The following is a 25003-nucleotide window of genomic DNA, read 5'->3' as shown; positions in this document are numbered from 1 at the left end:
CGTGTGATGTCGGCCTAGCTAGCAGTACAAGGCCGACCTACATGGGTATGATTAAAACCCTTCTTCCAGATAATCGTCGAGATACTCTTCTTCCGATTCATCATACGTTTGGGTATCAATTTCTGCTTTAAAATCTTGGCGTTGTAAATAAACATCGCGAGTTAATGAATATGGATCTGGGGAGTTTTCCAACGTCACTTCTTGAGGAACGAGCCTTGCTCGGGTCTCCAATCCTTCCAGAGCCCATTTGCCTAGGCCAGCCCAGACATTGAGATAAGAAAGTGGTACATACAAGCCATCCACAACATCTGTGGTTTCTCGAATCGTGTAGGGCCCGTATCCAGGAATCATTAAATATGGACCATTACCAACACCATAATGACCTACCGCATCACTAAACGCTTTTTCATTGTGTTTGGTGATGCCCGCTTCTGACGCAATATCAATCATCCCAAACAGGCCTAAGGTGCTATTAATCCAAAAGCGGTTAAAGTGGTCAACGGCTTTCGTGCCATTACCCATCAATATGTTGTTGATAATGCTTGAAGGTTCATCAAGGTTTGACAGAACATTGGCGATCGTTTTTCTAATTGGGTGTGGAATGTAATCCACGTAGGCAATCGCAACAGGGCGAACCAAGTATGGATCGATATAATCGTAGTTGATTGTCCACATTGATCGGTTAAAAACCTCAAAAGGATCGCCCGACTGCGTTTGATTTGATTCGGCTGACGTTGAATCCGGAGCGCTTGCACACCCTGCTAATACGAAAAGGAACAGCATAGGGCATATCAGTCGGGATAGGCGGCTTATCATTATTTATTTCCATGTATAAAGGCCGATGAGACATCGGCCTATCAATACGTTAATTGTATATAAGTGCTATTAATACTGCTTATTGATCACAACTTCAACAGGTTGACCGAGGCTCATGGGAGCACTTTCACCAAACCAATCACCTTGTTTGGTTGAAACATTGCCATCCGTATCCAAGCGTACTCGAACAATAAGCTGTGCAAGGTCGGATAACTTCCGCCCTTGAACCATGCTATTGCTATCATCTAACACAACCTTAATAGGGAATTGAGTCAGTGGATAACGCGCTGCGGCAACAGGCATAGGTGCACCATCAGAACTGTGCACAGAGACTATGAGTACTGCATTTTGTTCAAGAGTCACACCATCACCGAGTGAGATGGTGACAGGAACCATTTTTCCATCGATAGCTTTAGGCTGCATTTTGCTTTGTGCTCTTTCAATACTGCGCGAAAGCATCTCATAACGGCTATCTTCAGGGCCAATCATCTGCTGCATTAATCGCCAATACTTCATCGCCGCTGGGTAATCCTGGCGTTCAAACGCATCAAACGCAAGTAGTGAAAACACGCGTAGATCAACATAATCTTGTTGTACTAATGCCGTTAAAATTTCACGTGCTTGATTTTGGTCAAGCTCATCTTGTGACAACATTAATGCTTGCGCATAGCCCAACTTCACATCTGCATCTTTTGGATCTAACGCATACGCTTTCTTCATTGAGCCAATCGATGTTTCTATATCTCTGTTAGCAAGTCCAATACGTCCAAGCAGCAACCACCCGGTCGCATCTTGAGGCTGATAATGCAGACGAGTGCGCAGCGCCAGTGTGAGATCATTCATCTCATCATCACTTAAGGCAGCACCTTCTGGTGACATCATTTTTTTTGAGAGTGCAGGTAAGTTAGCGTTCACTTGCTGCCACTGCTCTACTTGACTAGCCGCGCCAAATTTTAGGTAAAAGCCATAGCTTAAGATGACGACCAATAAAATCGAGGGGATCAAAACAACCATCGGTGACACATGTGAAGAATTTCCTTGCACCGATTGCGCAGGAATATCATCCAATAGCGACTGTTTCAGATCAGCAATCAGCTCTTGTTCGCTGTCAACCAACCCTTCTTGCGTCTCTTCGTGTAACTCTGCAAGGCGGTTTTTAAAGATCGCTTTGTTCAATTCGTCACGCAGCGCTGCATCGTTGTTCGCTCTGTTTTTGAGGATCGGCAGTGCAATGAAGACACAACCAAAGAAGGTCAGAATGAGGGTAGATAACCAAAAAAACGTCATTATTGTTTGTCTCCATGCTTCTCATCATCAACCGCGTCTTCGGCGAGCAACTGATTTAATCGCTCTTCCTTTTCGGCATCCCAAACTTCACCACTTTGAGCGATTGATGCTTTACGACGTTTGCTGCGTAATACAATAAAACCAAAACCCAGAAACACCACACTCAAAGGACCTAGCCATAAGATAGAAGTCGCCAAAGTCAACGGTGGATTATAGGTCACAAAGTTGCCGTAACGTGCAATCATGTAGTCAACAATGTCTTGTTCAGACTTACCTTGCTTGGTCATTTCATAGACTTTATTACGTAAGTCCTGTGCTAATGCTGCATTTGAGTCGGCAATAGTATTGTTTTGACACTTTGGACAACGCAATGTATTGCTCAACTCTTTGAATTGCTGCTCTTGCTGTGGATTATCAAACTCGTACACTTCAATTGCAGATTGCACAGAAAATACCAAAGCAAAGCTAGCAATGATCGATAATATAAAACGCTTCATTACTTCGCTTCCTCTAGAAGTTTCTGATACATAGGTTGCAAAGTTGTTTGCCAATTGGTTGGATTAACATCCCCCACATGGCGGTAACGAATAACGCCGTTGGCATCAATGAGAAAGGTTTCCGGCGCACCGTAAACGCCGAGATCTAACCCTAGCATACCATTACCATCGAACAGGCTGATCAAGTAAGGATTACCTAGCTCATTTAACCATTGAACCGCTTTATCTCGTTGATCTTTATAATTTAAACCTATAATTTTTACACCATCACCCGCCAACCGATTGAGATATTGATGTTCGGCATAGCAGGTCGGGCACCAAGTTGCCCAGACGTTCAGCAGCAAAGGCTCCCCTTTAAATATCGCTTGGTCATACAGCTTGCCGGGTTCGGCTAAATCTTCCAAACGAAATTCAGGCACAGACTTACCAATCAGAACCGACTCCAATTTTGTGGGATCATCACCTTCGGTATTTTTGACCAACTGAGTAACAAACACGGCAACTAGACCAAGAAAAGCCACCAATGGAATAAATAGAATTTTCTTGTTCATCTACGCCTCCTGTTGGGAGCTTTTTCTAAAGCGGTAGCGTTTGTCACTGATGGCTAACGCACCACCTAATGACATCAATAAAGCACCAGCCCAGATCCAACGTACAAATGGTTTGTAATAAATTCGGATCGCCCATGAACGACCATCTTCTAATCGCTCACCCATTGCAATGTACAAATCGCGAGTGATGCCACGATCGATGGCCGCTTCAGTCATCATTGACTTGGCAGTACGATAAAAGCGTTTTTCCGCATGGAGTGTATTCACGTATTGCCCATCCTGCGTAATTTCAAAATCGGCAATATAACCATCATAGTTCGGGCCATCTTTATCTCTTAACCCTTTGAAATAAAAGTTATATTGTTGGATTTCAAAAGATTCCTCAGGTGCTAGACGAACATCACGCTCGATACTGTAGTTTTGCACCATCGCAATACCAATCACAGTAACGGCAAGACCAACATGGCCTAACATCATGGCCCAGTGGCTACGTTGTAGTTTAGTCACCCCTATCATGAAGCTATGACGATGTGTCGCACGTTGGTGCAACTCGACAACGTGTAGCAAGATGATCCAAAACGCCATGACCCAGCCGATAAATGCCATCAAGCTAAAGCGTTCAGCTAGCAGGTACACCATAACCGCCGAAAGAATCAACGCCATCAGGCCACAAATCAACATCGGTTTCAAAAGCTTGGAAAAATTATCGCGCTTCCAACGGATCAGTGGACCGATCCCCAGCAAAAATGCAAATGGCACCATTAGCCATGCAAACAGCATGTTGAAGAAAGGCGCTCCTATTGATACGGAACCAAGGCCAATCTGCTTGTGGATTAAAGGTAACAAGGTGCCAACCAACACCACCACCAATGCCGCGATTAATAAGATGTTGTTGGAGAGCAGCGCATTTTCACGCGAGATCAATTCAGCATTGCCACGGACGCGCACTGCCGCACCTTTAACGGCAAACAATAGCAGTGAGCCACCGATGACAAACACCAAAAACCCAAGGATAAACAGGCCACGAGCGGGATCGGATGCAAATGCGTGTACCGAAACCAAAATACCAGATCGCACTAAGAATGTGCCCAGTAAACTGAGCGAAAATGCTGAAATTGCCAGTAACACTGTCCAAGCTTTGAATGTGCCACGTTTTTCTGTCACAGCCAGTGAGTGCATCAATGCCGTTCCCGCAAGCCATGGCATAAACGACGCGTTTTCTACTGGATCCCAGAACCACCAGCCACCCCAGCCAAGTTCGTAGTAAGCCCACCACGAACCTAGCGCGATGCCTAATGTCAAAAATAACCACGCCGCAGTTGTCCAAGGACGAGACCAACGGGCCCATGCAGTATCCAAACGCCCGGTCATCAAAGAGGCTATTGCAAATGAGAATGCGACTGAAAAACCGACATATCCCATGTATAACATGGGTGGGTGAATGATTAGCCCAAGATCTTGTAGCAACGGGTTTAAGTCACGACCATCAATTGGGAAATAGGGTAAGGTGCGTAAAAATGGATTCGAAGTCACGATGACAAACAGCAAGAATCCAACGCTGATCAGCCCCATAACGGATAAGACTCGCGCCACAGATTCTTGAGGCATACCACGGCTAAAGGTAGCCACCGCCACAGTCCATCCCGCTTGAATTAAAACCCACAGCAATAATGAACCTTCATGCGCCCCCCACACCGCTGTTAGACGGTAATACCAGGGTAATTGACTATTCGAATTACTCGCCACGTATTGTACCGTGAAGTCATTGACATAAAATGCCCACAACAAAATGCTAAATGAGACCAATAGCAATGAAAACATTCCCCATGCTAATGGCCGCGCAGTATTCATCAGCATGGTATTGTTTTTAGAAGCACCAACAAGTGGAAGTAAGCTGAGTAATATGGCAAGCCCAAGTGAAACAATAAGGGCAAAATGTCCTATTTCAACAATCATTGAGCACTTCCTTGTTTTTGTTCCGAGCTATAGGTTAACGGCTCATGCGTTTTCTTCATTGCTTCAGCAATTTCCGGTGGCATATAGTTTTCATCATGCTTGGCTAGCACTTCAAACGCTTCTACTGTGGTGGCATCTTTCAATACGCCTTGCGCAACAATACCCTGACCTTCTCTAAACAAGTCGGGTAAGATGCCTTCATATTCGACCGTCACATTTGGACCAACATCGTGGAGCTGAAATCTTACTTTTAGTGAACCCGGATCTCTTTTCACAGAGCCCACCACCACCATGCCGCCAATGCGTAGCCGTTGACCCACTTCTGGCTTTGTCCCATCGGGTTTACCGTGTACAAGCTCGGTCGGCGTATAGAAAAGGTCCATATTTTGATTGAGTGCATACAACATCAAACCAATGGTGGCACCAGCCCCAATAATCAATGCCAAAATAATGGTGAGTCTTTTTTTACGTCTTGGGGTCATAAGGTGTTCTCCATATGCTTTGCAGCATCAATTCTGGCTTGGCGTTCAACCTTTGCTTGCACATCTTGCAACAAGGTTTTGCCACGCTTGATGCTGAGCATCAGTAAAATAAACATGGATAAAAAGGTAATGCCAAATGCACTCCATACATAGGCGGAGTAACCGCCCATCGCCAAGAAATCACTCAAAGAGTCAAAATGCATGATCAGTTACCTTTCTGTGTTTGAAGGGTTGCCAATTCGATAACCCAAGGGCGATGGCTCTCTTTACTGATAATTTCATTGCGTAAGCGGACCATAGTGACCACAGCAAAAAAGAAAGCAAAGCCAAAAATATTGAGCAGCAGTGGCCACAACATGTCACTGGATATGGAAGGCTTTTCAAATTTAGTAATCGTGGCACCTTGGTGCAGGGTATTCCACCACTCAACGGAGAAATGAATGATAGGTAGATTGATCACACCAACGATGGCCAGCAGACCTGCGGCTTTTGCGGCTGTTTTTTGATCATCGAAAGCGTGGTAAAGCGCAATCACTCCCAAATAGAGAAACAGTAAAATGAGCTCAGACGTCAGACGAGCATCCCATACCCACCAAGTTCCCCACATCGGTTTGCCCCAAATTGCTCCAGTTATTAACGCAATAAACGTAAATACCGCACCGATGGGCGCCATTGCAGCAGCGGCCATGTCTGACAGTTTTAATTGCCAAACTAGACCAATGAAAGCCGCAATCGCCATCGACATATAAATGCCCATTGACCAAATGGCGGAAGGGACATGAATGTAAATGATTCTGAAGCTGTCGCCTTGTTGATAGTCTGCCGGAGCATAAGCTAAACCAAGGATATTACCGACTACCAGGCATAAGATAGCGAGCCCTGCAAACCAAGGCAGGAACTTTCCACATAGCCGATAGGCGGATTCAGGCTTTGCATAGGGATGGAGCCATTTCCACATTGTATTGTCTCACTCTTACTTCATTGCTTCTGAGCATGTGTCTGCTCAGTTTATTGTGTTGTTGATACGCAACGCTCAAATGCATTGCTGAAAATATCGTTCGTACTTAATTTAGTTAACGCTGACTCTCAATGCTGCGCTAATAGCAAATGGAGTTAATGTTATCGCGCCCATAAACATTGCCCCCAAAACAGCCAATTGACCGTTGTAGAGCATGCCAAGCGATGCTGCATCAATAGCTGATGTAGCGAAGATTAAAATCGGGATATACAAGGGTAAGACCAGTAGGCTCAGCAACACGCCACCTTTTTGCAAGCCTACGGTCAATGCAACACCAATAGCACCGATAAAACTCAACGTTGGCGTGCCAATGAACAAAGTCAATACAACCGCAAGCCACGTATTAAAATCTAATGACAATAATACGGCTAACAATGGGCTAATTAAAATTAAAGGCAGTCCAGTCAATAACCAATGAGCCACGACTTTTGAAATAACGACTATGGGTAATGGCACTGGGATCAGCATCATTTGTTCAAGTGACCCGTCTTGAAAATCATCGCGAAACAGACGCTCAAGTGATAGTAGCGCCGACAGTAACGCCGCAACCCAAACAATACCTGCAGCGATACGGGCGAGCAAAGCAGGCTCTGGGCCGATACTCAGCGGGAATAGGGTGATCACTATGATAAAAAACCACAGTGGATTAAAAATATCGGCTTGACGTCGAAAGGCGATCAATAATTCACGACGGATGATCATCCCCATGGTCACGATCATGACTCATGCCCCAATTTAATTTTTCGCAATTGCGGATAGTTAGCAAACATATCTTGGTGTGTGGTCAATACAACGATGCCACCTTGTTGCGCATGCGCTAGAAATAAGGCTTCCAACACTTTGACACCTTGCTTATCAATCGCAGTTAACGGTTCATCTAAAATCCACAACTTTTGTTGACTGAGCCACAAACGAGCCAGCGCAACTCGGCGCTGTTGTCCGGCAGAAAGCTGGCCTGCAGCCACGTCTTCTCGGCCAGCTAAACCCACTTTAGCCAAGGCTTGATATATCTCTTGAGAAGACGATTCTGCATTATGCACTGATTGATAAAAATGAAGATTCTCGAATGCCGTCAAATCGCGCTTAACCCCAGTTTGATGACCAAGAAACAGTAAATCTTGGTGGTAATCATCACGATTAGACTCAATATTCATGCCATTCCACCAAATAGAACCATCCTCTCTATCACCTAACCCGGCAATAATTCGTAGTAAGGTCGTTTTACCTGTGCCGTTCCGTCCTTCAATCTGTACCAGTTCGCCAGCATGAATCACAAAGCTAAGTGCTTCAAACAGAACTCTTTCATCACGAATTGCGGTCAGGTTATTTACTTCAAGCATGTGCATCTAAATCGAGAAATTTGAGCCGCTATATTAGCACACCACACCTAAGACAAAACATAATAAGACTATTACCAGTCACGAAACTAGGTAAGAAACTGTTAATTTTTAATTATTTTCTGTCTCATTTACTACTTTATGGCTACATTTAGCCACATTCAAAACTAGAGAGGGAAGCCATTGGCTTCCCTCTCTAGTTTCGCTCTTTCGACTATTTTTTGGCAGGTCGCCTCGTACTTTGCACCGGCTCGCGACCTTCCGGGTGACTACTCAGTGGCGGGATGCTTTCATGCCCTGCAATTTTCTTCTGCAAGGACATCATCAACTCAGCTTCAGCTTTAGGTAGCTCACACTCTTTAATAAGCTCATTGATGTCAGCACCGAGTTGGACCATTTTTGTCGCTCGGCTGTATAAACGCCCATCCGTATCAACATGTTCCAATTCAGTAATTCGCTCGTTTAAATGCTGGATGAGATCCTGCTGATCCGTCACTTTTTGGCCAAGACCAATAGCAACTGAGCGTATTTCCAACAGTTGTCTATTCGCCTTTTGCAACTCCTTATCTAACGATCGGGCTTGTTGTCTTTGGTGATCAATCTGTTGGGCAAGTCCCTGACGTACACGAAGTAACACCAGCAACAAAAATACAACAACAAAAACCGCGCTCCCTATAAGAATAACAGGAGCACTGAACAACATAGCTTCGCTCATTATAGGTGGACCATCTCGTCCCACTCGTCTTCAGTTAGCAGTTTATTCAGGTCAACAAGGATCAATAGCTTACCGTCACGGTTGCTCACGCCTTGGATAAACTTAGCGCTCTCATCAGTACCAACACTTGGTGTAGTATCGATTTCAGAAGAACGTAGGTAAACTACTTCCGCAACGCTATCGACTAAAATACCAATCACTTGGCGCTCAGATTCAATCACAATAATGCGTGTATTATCCGTGATTTCACCTTGCATTAAGCCAAAACGAGATCGTGTATCAATGACGGTCACAACATTACCACGTAGGTTAATGATGCCAAGAACATAATCAGGAGCACCTGGTACAGGTGCAATTTCTGTATAGCGGAGTACTTCACGTACCTGCATTACATTAATTCCGTATGTTTCTTCTTCTAGTTGGAACGTCACCCACTGAAGCACTTCGTCGTTAGACTTGTCTTTTCTTACTTCTACTTCGTTAGTCTGAGACATACCTTTTCCTCTCTAAGTCGATTCCGACATCAATGTATTATTATTTCTCTAGTGCTTTTACATCAAGCCCTGCATTAAGCATAGCTATCAATGCTTCAACATGGATCAAAGCACACATTTTTTCTTTTACCATTCCAGCAAGCCACGGCCTTTTGCCTGCCTGTTCTCGCCAGCGAACCTTCTCTGAGCTTAGCAATTCTGTACCCATAAGCTGAGTACTTGCTAACCCCCACATACTGTCACCAAGCATGACGATGTATTGATAACCTTTTTTGTAGCTATCATCATGGAGCTTTTCTGCCATTACCCATTTTGCCGTATCGACAACATCTAGCTGATTGTCTTTATTAGTTTGCAGTCCAAGGTACCAAGCAGGTCGACCGATTAAATGATTGAGCGTTGCCATACGGTGGATCCCCCCAAGTTCATCAAGAGGCACCGCAAACGTCACGCCATTCACTTCAAAATAGAGCACTTGAAAATCTCGTGTTCTCGCAGTGCTTTGCCATGTACCAATTCCAGAGTAGCCCGCTTGCGTTTCAAGTTCGACTTCAGCCGTCGGTTGCTCAACCACTTCCACGTCAACAGCAAATTCTTCAACAGTGTCTACCGCAGTCAGAATTTCAACTTCAGGTTCTGTTTCCAAAGTATCGGCGGGAATATCCCATTCTTGGATCTCTTCAACAATTTCAGCCACTGGTTGAGTTTTTAAAGCGATCTGAACGGTGTTTTGCTCCATGATCTCTTCCAGCTCTAACTCTGCCACTGGATTACTTGATTCTAGCTGGCTTAATAAGCGCTGCACATCATCTAAATTCGGCAGCTCAAACTCAACCACTTCAGCATGGTAATAACTTTTTTCCGGTACAGATTGCACCGATGTCGAAAGCGCTAACTCAGGTTCAGCAAGGGACAATTCTTTTTGCTCTTCCGCTTTCAGCTCAAGTTCAATCGCTTCTTCATCTAGTAACGCTGTAAAGTAGTCATCGAGTGCTTGTTCACTGGATAAAAATGGCCCACTACTCATCAATAGCTAGCCTCTCTAAATAAATCAGCAACTGTTTATAAGCAAAAACACCACGGCTACCTTCAGCAAAATGAGAAGCAGGCAAGCGCTTTAAACTCGCGTCACGAAACTTGGTGTCTATAGGTACAGCAGAGCTCCAAACTTGCTCTGGGTAATCTTTTTTAAGTTGATTCAGCGTTTGCAAAGAAGCCCGGGTTCGCTTGTCGTACATAGTCGGTACGATAGTCACTTTGAACGATCGGCTACGAGATTTTTGCATGATGGCTAAGGTGCGAATCATCCTTTCGAGCCCTTTCATAGCCAGAAACTCAGTCTGCACTGGAATTAAGATACGATCGCTGGCGGCCAATGCATTAACCATCATTACCCCTAAGATTGGAGGACAGTCGATCAATACGTAGTCATAATTATGGCGCAATGCAAGAAGCGCACGTTTCAAAATCAGCCCCATCCCACTGCGGTTGCCCATGACTCTATCTAAAGTGGCTAGAGACATATGGGCAGGGATGAGATCAATGCCTTCAACATCGGTTTTTAGGATAAGAGGGGTAACGCTTTGCTCTGTTAACTCACGTTGCTGAAATAGGTCAAACAGGCTGACGGGCACGCCATCAGAATCATAACCTAAGTATGTAGTAAGCGAGGCGTGAGGGTCAGTATCGACCAACAGCACTCTTTTGCCTTGCTGACTTAGCAAACCAGCAAGCGTAATCGTTGTGGTTGTTTTACCCACACCGCCTTTTTGGTTTGCAATACTCCATACAATCATTGAACTTCCTTTATGCGAGGCCAACTTCAACTAACATTCGTTCTGATATACGCTCTAACGGTAAATCTTCAGACGAGATCCCCGCTTTTGCGACAGCTTGCGGCATGCCATACACCACGCAACTTTCTTCATCCTGAGCCCAAATGGTTGCCCCTGCGGCTTGTAACATTCGAGCCCCTTCACGACCATCGGCTCCCATACCAGTCAATATCATTGACAGCACTTTATCTGCATAGATCTTCGCCGCAGAACCGAATGTTATATCAACACACGGCTTATAGTTCATACGTTCACCACCATCGATAATGCGCAATTTTGCACTACCCGGACGGCCCTCAATCATCATCTGTTTACCACCCGGAGCCAAATAGGCAACGCCTGGGCGCAATGCATCACCATCTTCTGCTTCTTTCACTTCAATTTTACACAGTGAGTTGAGCCGGTTTGCAAATGCAGCAGTGAAGGTGGCAGGCATGTGTTGAATGAGTACGATCGGATGCGGATAATTCGCAGGTAACTTCGTCAATATTTTTTGTAACGCAACCGGGCCCCCTGTAGAGGTACCGATAGCGGTCAACTGATATTTTTTACCTGTAGCTTTAAAGCGAGCCAATGTGCCCATTGATTTCGGCGCAGGGGAACTCGCCGTTGTAGCCGCTGTTCTATTGGCAAACGGCGATGATGTGCTCGGCACTGGGCGTGAAACCAAAGGTCTTCTCAGCATCCCTTTTTTCGACGCGATTTGAATAACCCGTTGTTGTAATAAAGCGACAGCCTCATCACGGTTACGGGCAATATCTTCAAATTTTTTCGGTAAGAAATCTAACGCTCCAGCATCTAAAGCATCTAGCGTTGCTTTGGCACCATCATGAGTCAGCGATGAGAACATCAAGATCGGGATCGGGTTCGCAGCCATAATTTCACGGACAGCAGTAATGCCATCCATAACTGGCATCTCAATATCCATTGTGATGACATCAGGCTTTAAGATTCTCGCTTTTTCTACGGCTTCTTTACCGTTAGTTGCAACATCAATCACTTCTAGACGGGTGTCAGAGTTAATAATTTCACTCACACGCCGTCTAAAAAAGCTCGAATCATCAACGACTAATACTCTAATCGCCATGGGTGTCCTTATATTGTGTGCTCATTTAAATGCGGGAAGCAGCAGCATACTGCTTAAGCAAATCTGGCACATCTAGTATTAGTGCAATATGTCCATCGCTGGTAATCGTTGCCCCAGCCATACCCGGTGTTTTTTGAAGAAGCTTATCTAGTGGTTTGATTACCACTTCTTCTTGGCCAATTAAGGTATCAACCACAAAACCAACTCGCTGGCTACCAATCTGAACAATAACAACATGTCCATGACCTTTACGCAGTTCTATTTTACCTGCTTTAGGTGCTAGCCAATTCTGTAAGTAGAAGAGTGGTATCGATTTTTTACGTACTATGATGGTCAGTTGTCCATCAACGACGTTCGTCCGGCTAAGATCAAGGTGGAAGATTTCATTCACGCTCGCAAGTGGTAGAGCAAATGGATGCCCTGCGACCCCAACCATCAATGTAGGTAAGATAGCGAGTGTTAGCGGCACTTTGATCGTAATCTTAGTCCCTTTGCCCATCTCAGAATCGATGTCAATTGAACCATTGAGTGTATTGATGGCTGTTTTTACAACATCCATCCCAACACCACGACCAGAAATGTCTGAAATTTGCTCTTTACTGGAGAATCCCGCCATAAAGATTAAGTTAAAACACTCTTTATTGGAGAGACGCGACGCCGCATCTTCATCCATCATGCCTCGTTTAACCGCAATACTACGCAGCTTATCTGGGTCCATACCGCCGCCATCATCGACGATAGCTAGCTCAATATGATCACCTTCTTGCGAAGCTGAGAGTATGATTTTACCCGTGCTTGGCTTTCCAGATTTGCTACGCACATCAGGCATTTCAATGCCGTGGTCAACTGAGTTGCGCACTAAGTGGATCAATGGGTCTGCAAGCGCTTCGACCAAGTTTTTATCAAGGTCTGTTTCTTCACCGCGCATTTCAAGCACAATGTCTTTTTTCAGGGTACGTGCAAGGTCTCGAACCACGCGAGGGAAACGACCGAACACTTTCTTAATCGGTTGCATGCGCGTTTTCATGACAGCGCCTTGTAAATCCGCGGTAACTACATCAAGGTTAGCCACCGCTTTTGCCATCTCTTCGTCGTTGCTATTAAGCCCTAAACTCAGCAAGCGGTTACGCACTAGCACCAATTCGCCAATCATGTTCATAATGATGTCGAGCGTTGATGTATCAACACGGACTGTTGTTTCCGGCTGAGTTTGCGATTTTTTAGCCACAGCAGGTGCTGATACTTCTTTTTTCTCAGCCACTGCAACCGGAGCTTTCGCCGGGGAAGAGGCGGCTGGAGCCGTTACTTTAGGCTGAGGAGCAGGTGTAGGTTTCGCCGCTTCAGCTTTCGGTTTTGCGGTCTCTGTTGGTTTTACAGGCTCTGCTGGCTTCACATTTTCAGAAGCAGGTCTGGTTGCCATTTCCAACTCTTCTGGCAATGGCCCTTTTCCTGAGCCATGCAGTTCGTCAAGAAGCTTTTCAAACTCCTCGTCCGTCATCAAATCATCGCCACCACCAGCAGAAGCTTTAGGTGCCGCTGTTGATTTAGGCGGAGTAGTTGGTTTCGCTGTCACCTCAGGAGAGGGGTCAACGGTTGGAGCTTTGCCTACGCCGTGCAGTTCATCAAGCAGCTTTTCAAATTCGTCATCCGTAATGTCACCACTAGCAGCCACTGATGCACTTGGGGCTTTAGGCGCTGGGGCCGCCGGTGCGGCATTTTCAGAATGAGCATTCGGCGCGGTGCCCTTGCCATGTAATTCGTCTAACAGTTTTTCAAATTCATCTTGCGTGATTTCATCGATAGAATTTGACGCGACAGCCTTTGAGGCCACTGGTTGAATGACTTCCGGTTCAGGCGCTTCGATAGCGGCCTCTTCCTCGACTTCAACTTCAGCAATAACAGGCTCCACTTCGTCAATTTCATCTTCAGAAGCAGGACGACACAATTTATGAAGTTCATCGAGTAGAGCGGGATCTGCAGGCTCTAAGGGTTCTTGATCTTGAACAGCGCGAAACTGTGCGTTAACGGTGTCTAAAGCTCGTAACATCGTATCCATCAAGCTCGATGTTACACTTCTTTGGCCATTGCGTAAGATATCAAATACGTTCTCGGCACCGTGGCACGTCTCAACCAGCTCGGTGAGGGCAAGAAACCCGGCCCCACCTTTAACGGTATGGAAACCGCGGAAAATCGCATTTAATAACTCCCTGTCTTCGGGGTTGTTCTCAAGTTCAACCAATTGCTCTGAGAGCAATTCGAGAATTTCACCTGCTTCAACCAAAAAGTCCTGAAGAATGTCGTCGTCTAATTCGTAGCTCATACGTTACCCCTAAAAACCAAGACTCGATAACAAATCATCGACTTCGTCTTGAGATGAAACCGCATCGGCTCTTTCATGAGGGTTCAAAATAGGACCTTCAGGTTCGATAGATGGGTTCTTCTTGTCTGTTTTTTGTTCTATTTGGTTAGCCCCAAAGGCAGTGAGAATCTCAACTAGGCGTTTCTCAACTTCATTAACCAGCGTAATAACACGCCGAATTATTTGGCCAGTGAGATCTTGAAAGTCTTGAGCCATCAATATCTCAGTTAGCTGACCTCGCAATTCGCTGCTGTTGCCTTCAACTTGTGATAGTAGATCATCAATACGGTGACAAAGTGCTTTAAACTCAATGAGATCAATACGTCCATGCATCAACTCATTCCATTGTGGACGCACTTTTAACAGACCTTCGTGAAGGCTGTCAGCGATCGGCATACATCGATCCACTGCATCCATTGTTTTATTCGCAGCCACTTCCGTTTTATCAATTACGTATTGAAGACGATCCCTTGCATCTGGAATTTCGTCATTTGCAATCTCAGCCATGCGTTCATCAAGGTTGAACTGTTTGAGCGATTCATGCAGTTCCCTTGTCAAAGTGCCTATTTCTTGCAGCATTGGATTGCTTGCTTTGTCGTAGGTCTCTTTAAAGAGTTGATTCGCCTGATCTTGCTGTCCATTTTCCAGTAGCTGAACGAGTTCTTTTGCTTGTTCTAATGAAATCATCGATTAGCCTTTTCGCGCATAAATGAATAGAGCACCTTTTGTCTGTGACCACACGCTTTATAAACGCTCGAAAATTTTATCCAGTTTTTCTTTAAGCGTAGCAGCAGTAAAAGGTTTTACGATATAACCATTCACACCTGCTTGAGCAGCCTCGATGATTTGTTCGCGTTTTGCTTCTGCGGTGATCATCAGAACAGGCAGATGCTTAAGTTCTGCGTCTGCTCGAATATTTTTCAACAAATCGATGCCTTGCATGCCCGGCATATTCCAGTCTGTAACCACAAACTCAAAATCACCTTTCTTTAGCATAGGCAACGCTGTCAGGCCATCATCTGCTTCTTGGGTATTATTGAAGCCCAAATCACGAAGTAGATTCTTAACAATACGGCGCATTGTTGAAAAGTCGTCAACAATAAGGATCTTCATGTTTTTATTCAAAATTGCCTCCACTGAGCTCGAAATCAGTGATATTAGTCATTTTGCGTCCAAGAACTTAACTTCGTTCTTAGTCGCTGCATAGATTGGCTTAGTATCTGGCTAACGCGGGATTCGCTAACACCTAGAACTTCACCAATTTCTTTTAAGTTTAGCTCTTCATCATAATAGAGCGAAAGTACCAAAGCTTCACGTTCTGGAAGTGATTTTATTGATTCAACCAATGCTTTACGAAACGATTCATCGGCGACTCCCTTAAATGGCGAGTTGTCTTCATCGTCATCCAGAGGAGAAATTGCATCATCAGAAATACCTAAATCTTCGATTCCGACAATCCGTGAGCAATTAATGTCAGTTAATACAGTATGGTACTGATCCAGCGACATGCCTAAATACTTCGCAACTTCTGTATCAGTTGGGTTTCGGTTTAGCTCACCTTCTAGAACTGAAATTGCATGGGTTATCTCTCGGTTGTGTTTATGAACCGAGCGTGGAACCCAATCACCACGCCGAATATCGTCGAGCATAGCTCCACGAATTCGAATTCCTGCGTAGGTTTCAAAGCTTGCACCTTTACTCCCATCATAATTTTTTTGTGCTTCAAGTAGGCCTATCATACCGGCTTGTATTAGATCTTCGACCAATACGTTTGGTGGCAGGCGACCTGCTAAATGGTGTGCAATACGCTTAACCAATACAGAGTATTTTTCTAAAAATGCTTGTTGGCTCTTTAGGTTTCCGTGTTGGTCATAAGTAAGCGCTTTATTCACCGAATGGTTCCCCTACACTTTCTGTTCTATTTAGCAAACGCTCGACAAAAAATTCCAGATGGCCTGTCGGCGTTCTTGGAATTGGCCACGTTAACGCTTTACTTGCCAACGAGCTGATTGCCAGTGCCGCAGGTGACCGTGGAAACGCATCGACCACTATTTTTTGTTTTTTTACTGCTTGTCGCACTTTATCATCCAAAGGTATGCAAGCAACAAGTTCAAGGCTCACATTTAGGAATCTTTCTGTCACTAAAGTTAATTTAGCAAATAATTCCCGTCCTTCACGATAACTTCTCACCATATTGGCCACAATTTTAAAACGTTGCACTTGGTGTTCACGACTTAAGAGCTTGATCAGCGCGTAAGCGTCGGTGATGGATGTCGGTTCGTCACATACCACGATCACTACATCTTGTGCGGCGCGACAGAAGCTCACGACCATATCAGAAATACCTGCGGCTGTATCGATGAGCAGAATATCCATCTCATCTTCTAAACTGCCAAAGGCGCGTATTAAACCAACATGTTGGGCGTGTGACAACTCTGTCATCGACTGTGTGCCCGAGGTCGCTGGAATTATTCGTATCCCAAAAGGCCCCTCGACGATGGCATCTTTGAGTTCACACTCGCCAGCCAGTACATGCCCTAAGTTTCGCTTCGGGCGTATGCCAAGCATCACATCCACGTTAGCTAAACCTAAGTCTGCATCCAACACCATGACTTTTTTGCCTTGACGAGCCATGCAGATCGCCATGCCGAGTGTCACGTGAGATTTACCCACACCACCTTTACCACCAGTCACAGATATGACTTTGGTCAGTGACGGTTGAGTTAAGCGGCGTAAACCGCTCGCTTGGTCATATATCATATTATTCGCCATATTTGTCCGCCGCCTAGAATCTCTCGGAGTCGCTGCTCCAATAGTGAGGTTCATTCTCTGTCGACTTCTCTAGCAATTCGTTTGCCTTTGCAACCATGTACTTCGGCTGGGCAATCACAATATCTTCTGGTACACGCTGGCCATTCGCGATGTAAGCAACGGGCAGTGCGTTTTGAACCACGACACTCACAAATTCCCCTAAGCTCAATGACTCATCAAGCTTAGTCATAATGCACCCTGAAAGAGGGATCCTTCTAAAGTGCTCGATTGTTTCTTGTAATACTTTTCTTTGTGCCGTTGCAGGCAGAACAAGGTAACTGTGGATGATTTCGCCACTCTCTTGCATCAGGGTATCGAGCTGCTCTGATAACCGAACATCACGCTGCCCCATCCCCGCGGTATCAACTAAAATTAAACGCCGATTTCTTAGCTGATATATTACATCGGCTAACTCACTGGAATCTTTAGCAACTCTTACTGGACAACCCATGATTCGGCCATAAATAGAGAGCTGTTCATGAGCACCAATACGGTAGGTATCTGTGGTGACTAGAGCGACGTTATCAGCGCCATACTCCATAGCGGCGCGAGCGGCTAGTTTAGCAATGGTGGTGGTTTTACCAACCCCTGTTGGGCCTAATAGCGCAACCACACCACCACGTTTCAGAATATCTTGTTTGGAAACAGGGACTTGATCAGCCACTAAGCCAAGCAGTGCCTTCCAAGCTTTAGTTGGAGCAGTATCTTCTGGGATATAGCACGCAAGCTGGTCAGCCAGTTCTTGTGAAACCCCCATGCGCTCAAGTCTTTTAATGAGCATGGCACGCAAAGGTTCTCGACGCTCAACTTCTTGCCACATTAATCCTGAAACTTGATGTTCTAACAGGCGGCGTATTGAGGTCATCTCTTCACGCATGTTTTCCAGCTCTGGGTTCGAAACACTCGCCTCTTGCGTTGGGTAACGATCATAACGCGACGGATCTAGCTTCGGCGTTTGACGGGTGGACGCTCTTCTATCCTCTGCAATTAACTTCGCTAATGGCGAATCGGCTCGTAACTCTGCATTACCGTGTCCTGAGTTGGTGTTAGATGAACCTGATTGACGTTGCAATAATGCAGAGAGCGAATCTTCATTTTCGGCGTGATAGTCCGAATCTGAGCCACTTGGTGCGCTGTACTGCTTTAACATATTTGCAAAACGTTTGGTCATTGAACGCCCAGTGTCTGCACTGTTTTGCAGGCTGACTCGATCATCATCCAACTCACGAGAGGATTTGTTCAAAGACGGGGTGACTTGGGTGTAACCTTGTTGTCTAGGCTGCGAATTATAGCGCTTGGCACTGTTTTGCTGGGTGGGCTGTTCACCATCCACAGCGGCAACGATTTCCACACCACCCGCGACTTTTTTATTCGACATGATCACCGCTTCCGCACCAAGCTCTTCTTTCACTTGCAGCAGCGCTGTTCGCATATCTTTGGCAAAAAATCGTTTTATTTTCAAAGCAGATATCCGTGTTTAAATGGCTAAAGCCCGATTAGGTAACAGCAGTTTCGTTAGTTACCAACGGCTTGAACAATCCGAATTTGTTTCTCGTCAGGTATTTCTTGATAAGAGAGCACACGCAAATTAGGTATCGTGTTTTTCACAAACTTCGCCAAAGTTGAACGAAGTACACCAGACGTGAGTAACACGGCGGGCTCACCTTTCAATTCTTGTTCTTGCGTTGCATGGCTCAGTGCAGCTTGTAGACGCTCTGCTAAGCCTGGCTCAATACCTGCCGATTCTCCTCCTGACGCCTGCATGGTTTGATGCAATATTTGTTCCAGCTCAGGAATCAGTGTTATCACTGGTAGTTCAGGTTCTATACCATTGATTTCTTGGACGATTAAACGCTTCAATGAGATTCGAACGGCCGCCGTTAGGATGTCAGGTTCTTGACTCCGCCCAGAATACTCCGCCAAGGTTTGTATTATGGTTCGAATATCTCGGATTGGAATCGCTTCATTGAGTAGGTTTTGCAGTACCTTAACGACTGTACCCAACGGCAGTTGATCTGGAACGAAGTTTTCAACTAGCCTTGGCGCTGAGCGACCCAGCATTTCAATTAAGTTTTGAACCTCTTCATGACCAATCAGTTGCGAGGCGTTATTAGTGAGAAGCTGACTCAAATGAGTGGCGAGTACGGTCGATGAGTCCACAACTGTGTAACCGAGAGCTTGTGCGTGTTCACGTTGTTCTTCACGGATCCAAACCGCTTCAAGGCCGAATGCAGGGTCGAGTGTGCGTTCACCGTCAATAACACCATAGACTTGACCAGGGTTAATCGCCAGTTCTTGATCTGGGCGGATCTCTGCTTCACCAACAGCAACCCCCATTAAGGTAATACGATAACTATTGGGTGTTAATTCTAAATTGTCGCGAATATGCACTGCGGGGATGAGAAAGCCAAAGTCTTGCGACAGTTTTTTCCGAACACCTTTTACGCGTTCGAGCAGCTCTCCACCTTGATCTCGGTCCACCAGCGGTATCAATCGATAGCCCACTTCTAAACCAATCACATCAACGGGTTGAACATCATCCCAAGAGAGCTCTTTTTGAGTGGGTGCTTCGTTGTCCACTTTTGCAGGCAGTTTCTTTTCATCGGCGGTTTTTTTCTGTTTGCGTATCATCCAATACGCGCAACCACCCGCTAACGCGGCTAGCAGTAAAAAAGCAAAGTGAGGCATACCCGGTACAATGCCCATGATGCCGAGAATACAAGCGGTAATCATCAATGCTTTAGGGTTGTCAAACAGTTGGAAGACGACTTGCTCTCCCATATCTTCATCGGTATTTTGACGGGTAACCATCATGGCAGCGCCAATCGAAAGCAGCAATGAGGGGATCTGAGCCACTAAGCCGTCACCAATGGTCAGCAGTGTGTAGATTTGGATCGCTTCTTTAAAACCCAACCCATATTGCGCCATACCAATCGATAAGCCGCCAATAATGTTGATGAACAAAATTAAGATCCCAGCAATCGCATCCCCTTTAACAAATTTTGACGCACCGTCCATTGAACCGTAGAAATCCGCTTCTTTGGTTACTTCGAAACGTCGTAGCCGCGCTTGGTCTTGATCGATTAAACCCGCATTTAAGTCCGCATCTATGGCCATTTGCTTACCCGGCAAGGCATCTAGGGTAAAGCGAGCACTCACCTCAGAAATACGTCCCGCACCTTTGGTTACTACCATGAAGTTGATGATCATCAAGATCAAAAACACCACTAAACCGACGGCGTAGTTACCACCGATCACCACACTACCAAACGCTTCAATGACGTTACCAGCCGCCCCGGGGCCTTCATGACCATACAATAAAACCACACGGGTTGAAGCGACGTTCAAGGCTAGTCGAAGTAAAGTTGCAATAAGCAAAACCGTAGGAAAAGCAGCAAAATCAAGCGGTCTACGGGTATAGACAGTGACGAGTAACACAACCATCGATAAGGCAATGTTAAAAGTGAAAAACAGATCCAATAGGAAGGCCGGGATCGGTAAAACGACCATAGCCAACGTGGCCAATACCATAACCGGCGCACCGATTGCTGGCATACTTCGCTGCGGTATTGATGGCAATTTATCTGCAAATGGGAGAGTAAATTTCATAGGTTAGCAAGCAATCTGTTGATAAATATCTATAAATGCGACAATGCGTTAACTCGGCGATGCAATTTTTAGTCCAGTAAAACAGTCAAAATAATGGCTACATTAGTAAAGGCAATAACCCTTCACTTAACGTAGCCTAGTTATTCAAATTACGTGAACTTCTTTTACTTTGAATCGTGGTTTAAGGATTAATACTCCAGATCTGCTGTCCTTTACGCAACTCTCTATCATATTCGATACCAATCAGACCGGATGTGGGGAACATTGGAGGGACTAAATCGGTAACAAATTCAGCCGCGAGATAGCCAACTAACGGTAAATGAGACACCAGCAGCACTGATTCGATTTGTTCTACATCGGCCAAGGCAGAGACATACTCAAATACCACTTCCGCTTTCCCATAAGGTGTGATGTCATCACAGGTCACAACCTCATCGGCATTAAAATAAGAGGCTATCGCAGCCCAAGTTTGCTGCGCTCGTAAGTAAGGGCTTACCAATACTTTATCTACATGGCGAAGATCTTGCTTTTCACAAGCACGAGCCACAGCAACAGACTCACGAAGACCTCTTTCGGTTAAGGCCCTTTGTGCATCACTCGCTGCATAATGTTCAGCTTCTCCGTGACGCATAATAAAAATCTTCATTACTCATTCCTAGTGGTTATTATCTATGCCGTCTAGGCGGCTTTATTCTCGATTATATCAGGCAACCAAGCAAAGACTTCGACACTGTTAACAGTCTATTAAAAAGTCTCCTGAAGGACTAAAATGGCACTTCGCTCATAAAATCATTGCTTGAAATTTGCACCTAACCGTTTCAACGCCATAATTAAAAAAGCCTTTTCTGTGGAGAGTCACTGTGCATTTAAGCCCTAACGACACCAACCAATACCGCTACATTACGTTAACTAATGGTCTGAGAACATTACTTATTCAAGCGGATGATGCACAAAAGTCAGCCGCTGCTTTAGCGATTAATGTGGGGCATTTTGATGACCCTGAAGACAGAGAAGGTCTTGCCCACTATCTGGAACACATGCTGTTTTTAGGCACAGAAAAGTACCCGAAAATTGGTGAGTTTCAAAGTTTTATTAATCAACATGGTGGCAGCAATAACGCATGGACTGGTACAGAGCACACCTGTTTTTTCTTTGATGTAAGCCCAAATCATTTTGAAAAAGCCTTGGACCGATTCAGCCAATTCTTTTGTGCCCCCTTGTTTAATGAAGAAGCCCTGGATAAAGAACGCCAAGCGGTGGATTCTGAATTTAAACTCAAACAGAATGATGATTCGAGAAGGCTCTATCAGGTTCAAAAAGAAACCATTAATCCGCAACACCCGTTTGCTAAATTTTCAGTGGGTAATTTAGAAACGCTGTGTGATAGAAATGGTGTCTCTATCCGTGAAGAAATTGTCCGTTTTCACCATGAAAATTACTCGGCTGATTTGATGACGCTCTCGCTAGCGGGCCCACAGACACTTGATGAGTTAGAGCAGTGGGCAAGAGATGAATTTTCCTCCATCCCAAATAAACAGCTCGGCCCGAAAAAAATAGAGGTGCCTTTTGTTTTAGACGCGCACCGAGGCGTCTTGATTCAAATCGAGCCACGAAAAGAGATCCGCAAACTGATTTTAAGCTTCCCAGCCCCAAGCGCGGATGACTTTTATCATGTCAAACCTCTCTCTTATTTCGCCCATCTCATCGGTTACGAAGGTGAAGGCAGTTTAATGCTGGCATTAAAAGAGAAAGGTTGGATCACGTCCTTATCGGCTGGAGGCGGCGCGAGTGGCAGCAATTATCGTGAGTTTTCGATAAGTTTTAGCCTGACACATGAAGGCGTAAAACAGGTCGATAACATCATCCAGTCACTCTTTACTCAGATTAAATTAATCGCAGAGCAGGGGCTGAACGAATGGCGTTACCTTGAGAAAAGAGCGGTGCTTGAATCGGCTTTTCGCTTTCAAGAAACGACAAGGCCATTAGACATGGTCAGCCATTTAGTGGTTAATATGCAGCACTATCAGCCGCAAGACACTATCTATGGCGATTATATGATGGCGGGCTACAACGAATCGCTACTTAAGCAAGCTCTTCATTATTTGACTCCTGAAAACCTACGCGCCACGTTAATTGCTAAAGATGGGTATTACGATAAGAAAGCGAAATGGTATTTTACACCCTATTCAATTACTCCATTATCGGCGTCACAACTTGCAACATTCGCAACCCCTTGCGACATTGAAACAAACTTACCGCCACTCAATCCTTTTATCTGTTACGACTTAGACCCAAAACCGTTAGAGCCTTCAACGCCTTTACACCCGGAAATCATTGAAGAGTTACCAGGCTTTCGTTTATGGCATCTACAAGACCATGAATTTAGAGTGCCTAAAGGGGTAATTTACATCGCGATTGATAGCCCCATCTCGGTAGCCACTGCTCGAAATATTGTTAAAACCCGTCTCTGTGTGGAAATGTTTTTAGACTCGCTGGCCACGGAAACTTACCAAGCAGAAATTGCTGGGATGAGTTACAACATGTACGCTCATCAAGGCGGCGTCACCCTGATGCTTTCTGGTTTTAGCGAAAAACAACCACAGTTAATGGAGATGATTCTCGCACGCTTTGCTAAACGTGATTTTAGCCTAAAACGCTTTAACACCATCAAGCAACAACTGCTTCGTAACTGGCAAAATACCACTAAAGATCGTCCAATTTCGCAGCTTTTCAATGCAATGACGGGTATTTTACAACCCAACAACCCTCCTTATGAAACGCTACTTGGTGCCTTAAAACAGATAGAAGTCGATGAGCTCAGTGATTTCGTTGAACAAATATTAGCGCAACTTCATGTTGAGATGTTTGTCTATGGCGACTGGTTAAGAAGTGATGCACAAGCGATGGCAGATACGCTTAAAAATGCATTACGAGTCAAAGATCAACAGTACGAGGAATCATTAAGACCACTCGTCATGCTCGGAGAGAGTGGGACTTTTCAAAAAGAGGTTCACTGCGATCAAGAAGATTCTGCTGTGGTGGTCTATTATCAGTGCAATGATGCCGCACCGCGCAGCATCGCCTTATATTCATTAGCTAATCACTTGATGTCCGCTACATTTTTTCATGAAATTCGCACTAAGCAGCAACTTGGTTATATGGTCGGAACAGGCAACATGCCATTAAACCGTCACCCAGGTATCGTACTCTACGTTCAGTCACCGAATGCTGCCCCTTATGAGCTGATTAGCGCTGTAGATGAATTTTTAAATGCTTTTTACATGGTGCTGCTGGAGCTCAACGAATACCAGTGGCACAGCAGTAAACGCGGTTTATGGAATCAAATTTCAACCCCCGACCCCACCCTTCGCAGCCGTGCGCAAAGACTTTGGGTTGCTATCGGCAATAAAGATGCCGGCTTTGATCAAAGAGAGCAGGTTTTGAGTGAACTGAAATCACTCAGCCGCAGTGATATGATTCGCTTTGTGGTCAATGAGCTAAAACCAAGGACCGCCAATCGACTGATCATGCACAGCCAAGGAAACGCACACCAAACGGTTCAGAAACTCAGTTTAGGGCAAGAAATTGGCTCAATTGAAGCGTTCCAGCTTCGGCCCAAAAGCTATAACTTAGGATAACAGTACTTCATCGCCATCAGAGCAATTTATCTTTGCTCTGATTTTACGATCTCTTTTAAAGAGTGGGGATGCAGTTTAATACACACGCCTTGCCACTTAAATGCAACCGTCGGGTTATGTAATCGCTCCCCTTCCCCTTTTGGACTGGACAATTTAACTTGAACACCTTGATTGTCTAATGTTGTCCAGCATTCTTTTAATCGTGGGTAAACCGACAGTATATCCTGCAAATAGGCTTGCGCGGTTTGTGCCTCAGATGGCACCACAAATTCCACATGCTCCCAGCTCTGCTCTGGATAAATTTTTCCCTCGGCAGGGTAAGGCAATTCCAAACATTCTATTGACCAACTATTAGCCGATAGCGGCACCGTAAATTCAATCACGATGATAGGACGGCCATTTATCTGAGCACTCGATATTTCTCGCCCTTCCTCCAGCCATGCCGCATGTGCTAATGACGCTAATTTACGATCATTAATGCGCAGTGCAATGTGGTCAGCTTGATTTGTGG

The 25003-nt window shown here is 45.1% G+C and carries 25 protein-coding genes; 1 reads left to right on the top strand and 24 read right to left on the bottom strand.

What is annotated here, in order from left to right; translation table 11 throughout:
• Positions 1-51: 51 nt before the first annotated feature.
• The 23 genes from B9J87_RS01445 to sixA all read right to left on the bottom strand — a co-directional run bounded on the left by B9J87_RS01445 (position 52) and on the right by sixA (position 21500).
• Positions 52-816 carry an MlaA family lipoprotein gene (locus B9J87_RS01445; RefSeq protein WP_013856383.1) on the bottom strand — a complete coding sequence of 255 codons (765 nt, stop codon included), beginning with the start codon at positions 814-816 and terminating at the stop codon, positions 52-54.
• Positions 817-885: 69 nt separating this feature from the next.
• Positions 886-2103, bottom strand: coding sequence for a c-type cytochrome biogenesis protein CcmI (gene ccmI / locus B9J87_RS01440; protein WP_013856382.1), 1218 nt, complete (start codon positions 2101-2103; stop codon positions 886-888).
• The gene (locus tag B9J87_RS01435; RefSeq protein ID WP_094133616.1) at positions 2103-2600 is read right to left on the bottom strand and encodes a cytochrome c-type biogenesis protein; all 498 of its coding nucleotides are present in this window, start codon (positions 2598-2600) and stop codon (positions 2103-2105) included. Before B9J87_RS01435 ends, ccmI begins: the two co-directional genes overlap by 1 nt.
• On the bottom strand, positions 2600-3151 hold the full coding sequence (locus B9J87_RS01430) for a DsbE family thiol:disulfide interchange protein (RefSeq protein WP_013856380.1): 552 nt from the start codon (positions 3149-3151) through the stop codon (positions 2600-2602). The genes B9J87_RS01435 and B9J87_RS01430 overlap by 1 nt, the downstream gene beginning before the upstream one ends.
• On the bottom strand, positions 3152-5107 hold the full coding sequence (locus B9J87_RS01425; RefSeq protein WP_094149232.1) for a heme lyase CcmF/NrfE family subunit: 1956 nt from the start codon (positions 5105-5107) through the stop codon (positions 3152-3154).
• Positions 5104-5589: a cytochrome c maturation protein CcmE gene (gene ccmE / locus B9J87_RS01420; protein ID WP_013856378.1), complete on the bottom strand. Its 486-nt coding sequence runs from the start codon at positions 5587-5589 to the stop codon at positions 5104-5106. The genes B9J87_RS01425 and ccmE overlap by 4 nt, the downstream gene beginning before the upstream one ends.
• Positions 5586-5792: a heme exporter protein CcmD gene (gene ccmD, locus B9J87_RS01415; protein ID WP_013856377.1), complete on the bottom strand. Its 207-nt coding sequence runs from the start codon at positions 5790-5792 to the stop codon at positions 5586-5588. The genes ccmE and ccmD overlap by 4 nt, the downstream gene beginning before the upstream one ends.
• Before the next feature lie 2 nt (positions 5793-5794).
• Positions 5795-6547: a heme ABC transporter permease gene (locus B9J87_RS01410; protein WP_094149231.1), complete on the bottom strand. Its 753-nt coding sequence runs from the start codon at positions 6545-6547 to the stop codon at positions 5795-5797.
• Between the two features lie 111 nt (positions 6548-6658).
• Entirely contained in the window at positions 6659-7327 is a 669-nt protein-coding gene (ccmB, locus tag B9J87_RS01405; protein ID WP_013856375.1) for a heme exporter protein CcmB, read from the bottom strand.
• Positions 7324-7947 (bottom strand): cytochrome c biogenesis heme-transporting ATPase CcmA, encoded by a 624-nt coding sequence (gene ccmA, locus B9J87_RS01400; protein WP_094149233.1) that lies wholly within the window; start codon positions 7945-7947, stop codon positions 7324-7326. The genes ccmB and ccmA overlap by 4 nt, the downstream gene beginning before the upstream one ends.
• 211 nt (positions 7948-8158) lie before the next feature.
• Positions 8159-8659, bottom strand: a complete 501-nt coding sequence (locus tag B9J87_RS01395; RefSeq protein WP_202598892.1) for a DUF2802 domain-containing protein — start codon at positions 8657-8659, stop codon at positions 8159-8161.
• The gene (locus B9J87_RS01390) at positions 8659-9153 is read right to left on the bottom strand and encodes a chemotaxis protein CheW (protein ID WP_013856372.1); all 495 of its coding nucleotides are present in this window, start codon (positions 9151-9153) and stop codon (positions 8659-8661) included. The genes B9J87_RS01395 and B9J87_RS01390 overlap by 1 nt, the downstream gene beginning before the upstream one ends.
• A gap of 40 nt (positions 9154-9193) precedes the next feature.
• Positions 9194-10180 (bottom strand): chemotaxis protein CheW, encoded by a 987-nt coding sequence (locus B9J87_RS01385; RefSeq protein ID WP_176429458.1) that lies wholly within the window; start codon positions 10178-10180, stop codon positions 9194-9196.
• Positions 10173-10949, bottom strand: coding sequence for a ParA family protein (locus B9J87_RS01380; RefSeq protein WP_026027244.1), 777 nt, complete (start codon positions 10947-10949; stop codon positions 10173-10175). The genes B9J87_RS01385 and B9J87_RS01380 overlap by 8 nt, the downstream gene beginning before the upstream one ends.
• Before the next feature lie 10 nt (positions 10950-10959).
• Positions 10960-12075, bottom strand: a complete 1116-nt coding sequence (locus tag B9J87_RS01375; protein WP_017045237.1) for a protein-glutamate methylesterase/protein-glutamine glutaminase — start codon at positions 12073-12075, stop codon at positions 10960-10962.
• Positions 12076-12100: 25 nt separating this feature from the next.
• Positions 12101-14395, bottom strand: coding sequence for a chemotaxis protein CheA (locus B9J87_RS01370; protein ID WP_094149229.1), 2295 nt, complete (start codon positions 14393-14395; stop codon positions 12101-12103).
• Between the two features lie 9 nt (positions 14396-14404).
• Entirely contained in the window at positions 14405-15121 is a 717-nt protein-coding gene (locus B9J87_RS01365) for a protein phosphatase CheZ (RefSeq protein WP_017045236.1), read from the bottom strand.
• A gap of 57 nt (positions 15122-15178) precedes the next feature.
• The gene (cheY, locus tag B9J87_RS01360; RefSeq protein ID WP_033197405.1) at positions 15179-15547 is read right to left on the bottom strand and encodes a chemotaxis response regulator CheY; all 369 of its coding nucleotides are present in this window, start codon (positions 15545-15547) and stop codon (positions 15179-15181) included.
• A gap of 44 nt (positions 15548-15591) precedes the next feature.
• Positions 15592-16326 carry an RNA polymerase sigma factor FliA gene (locus B9J87_RS01355; protein ID WP_010318887.1) on the bottom strand — a complete coding sequence of 245 codons (735 nt, stop codon included), beginning with the start codon at positions 16324-16326 and terminating at the stop codon, positions 15592-15594.
• Positions 16319-17206, bottom strand: coding sequence for a MinD/ParA family protein (locus tag B9J87_RS01350; protein ID WP_010318888.1), 888 nt, complete (start codon positions 17204-17206; stop codon positions 16319-16321). The genes B9J87_RS01355 and B9J87_RS01350 overlap by 8 nt, the downstream gene beginning before the upstream one ends.
• Positions 17207-17219: 13 nt before the next feature.
• Positions 17220-18707, bottom strand: coding sequence for a flagellar biosynthesis protein FlhF (gene flhF / locus B9J87_RS01345; protein ID WP_017045235.1), 1488 nt, complete (start codon positions 18705-18707; stop codon positions 17220-17222).
• A gap of 53 nt (positions 18708-18760) precedes the next feature.
• On the bottom strand, positions 18761-20854 hold the full coding sequence (flhA, locus tag B9J87_RS01340) for a flagellar biosynthesis protein FlhA (protein ID WP_013856364.1): 2094 nt from the start codon (positions 20852-20854) through the stop codon (positions 18761-18763).
• 181 nt (positions 20855-21035) lie between these two features.
• Complete coding sequence (gene sixA / locus B9J87_RS01335; RefSeq protein WP_017049124.1) at positions 21036-21500, bottom strand: phosphohistidine phosphatase SixA; 465 nt, start codon at positions 21498-21500, stop codon at positions 21036-21038.
• A gap of 214 nt (positions 21501-21714) precedes the next feature.
• On the opposite strand from sixA, the gene B9J87_RS01330 reads away from it, so the two are divergent.
• Positions 21715-24492, top strand: a complete 2778-nt coding sequence (locus tag B9J87_RS01330) for an insulinase family protein (protein WP_094149228.1) — start codon at positions 21715-21717, stop codon at positions 24490-24492.
• A 26-nt stretch (positions 24493-24518) separates the two neighbouring features.
• Here B9J87_RS01330 and B9J87_RS01325 read toward each other — a convergent pair.
• The coding region (locus B9J87_RS01325) for a VOC family protein (RefSeq protein WP_094149227.1) at positions 24519-25003 on the bottom strand (485 nt) is incomplete at its 5' end.

Source organism: Vibrio sp. V19_P1S1T109 (genome assembly GCF_002241375.1).
GTDB lineage: Bacteria > Pseudomonadota > Gammaproteobacteria > Enterobacterales > Vibrionaceae > Vibrio > Vibrio anguillarum.
Note: the sequence above shows the minus strand (reverse complement) of the source record. Positions and strands in the feature narration are given on the sequence as shown.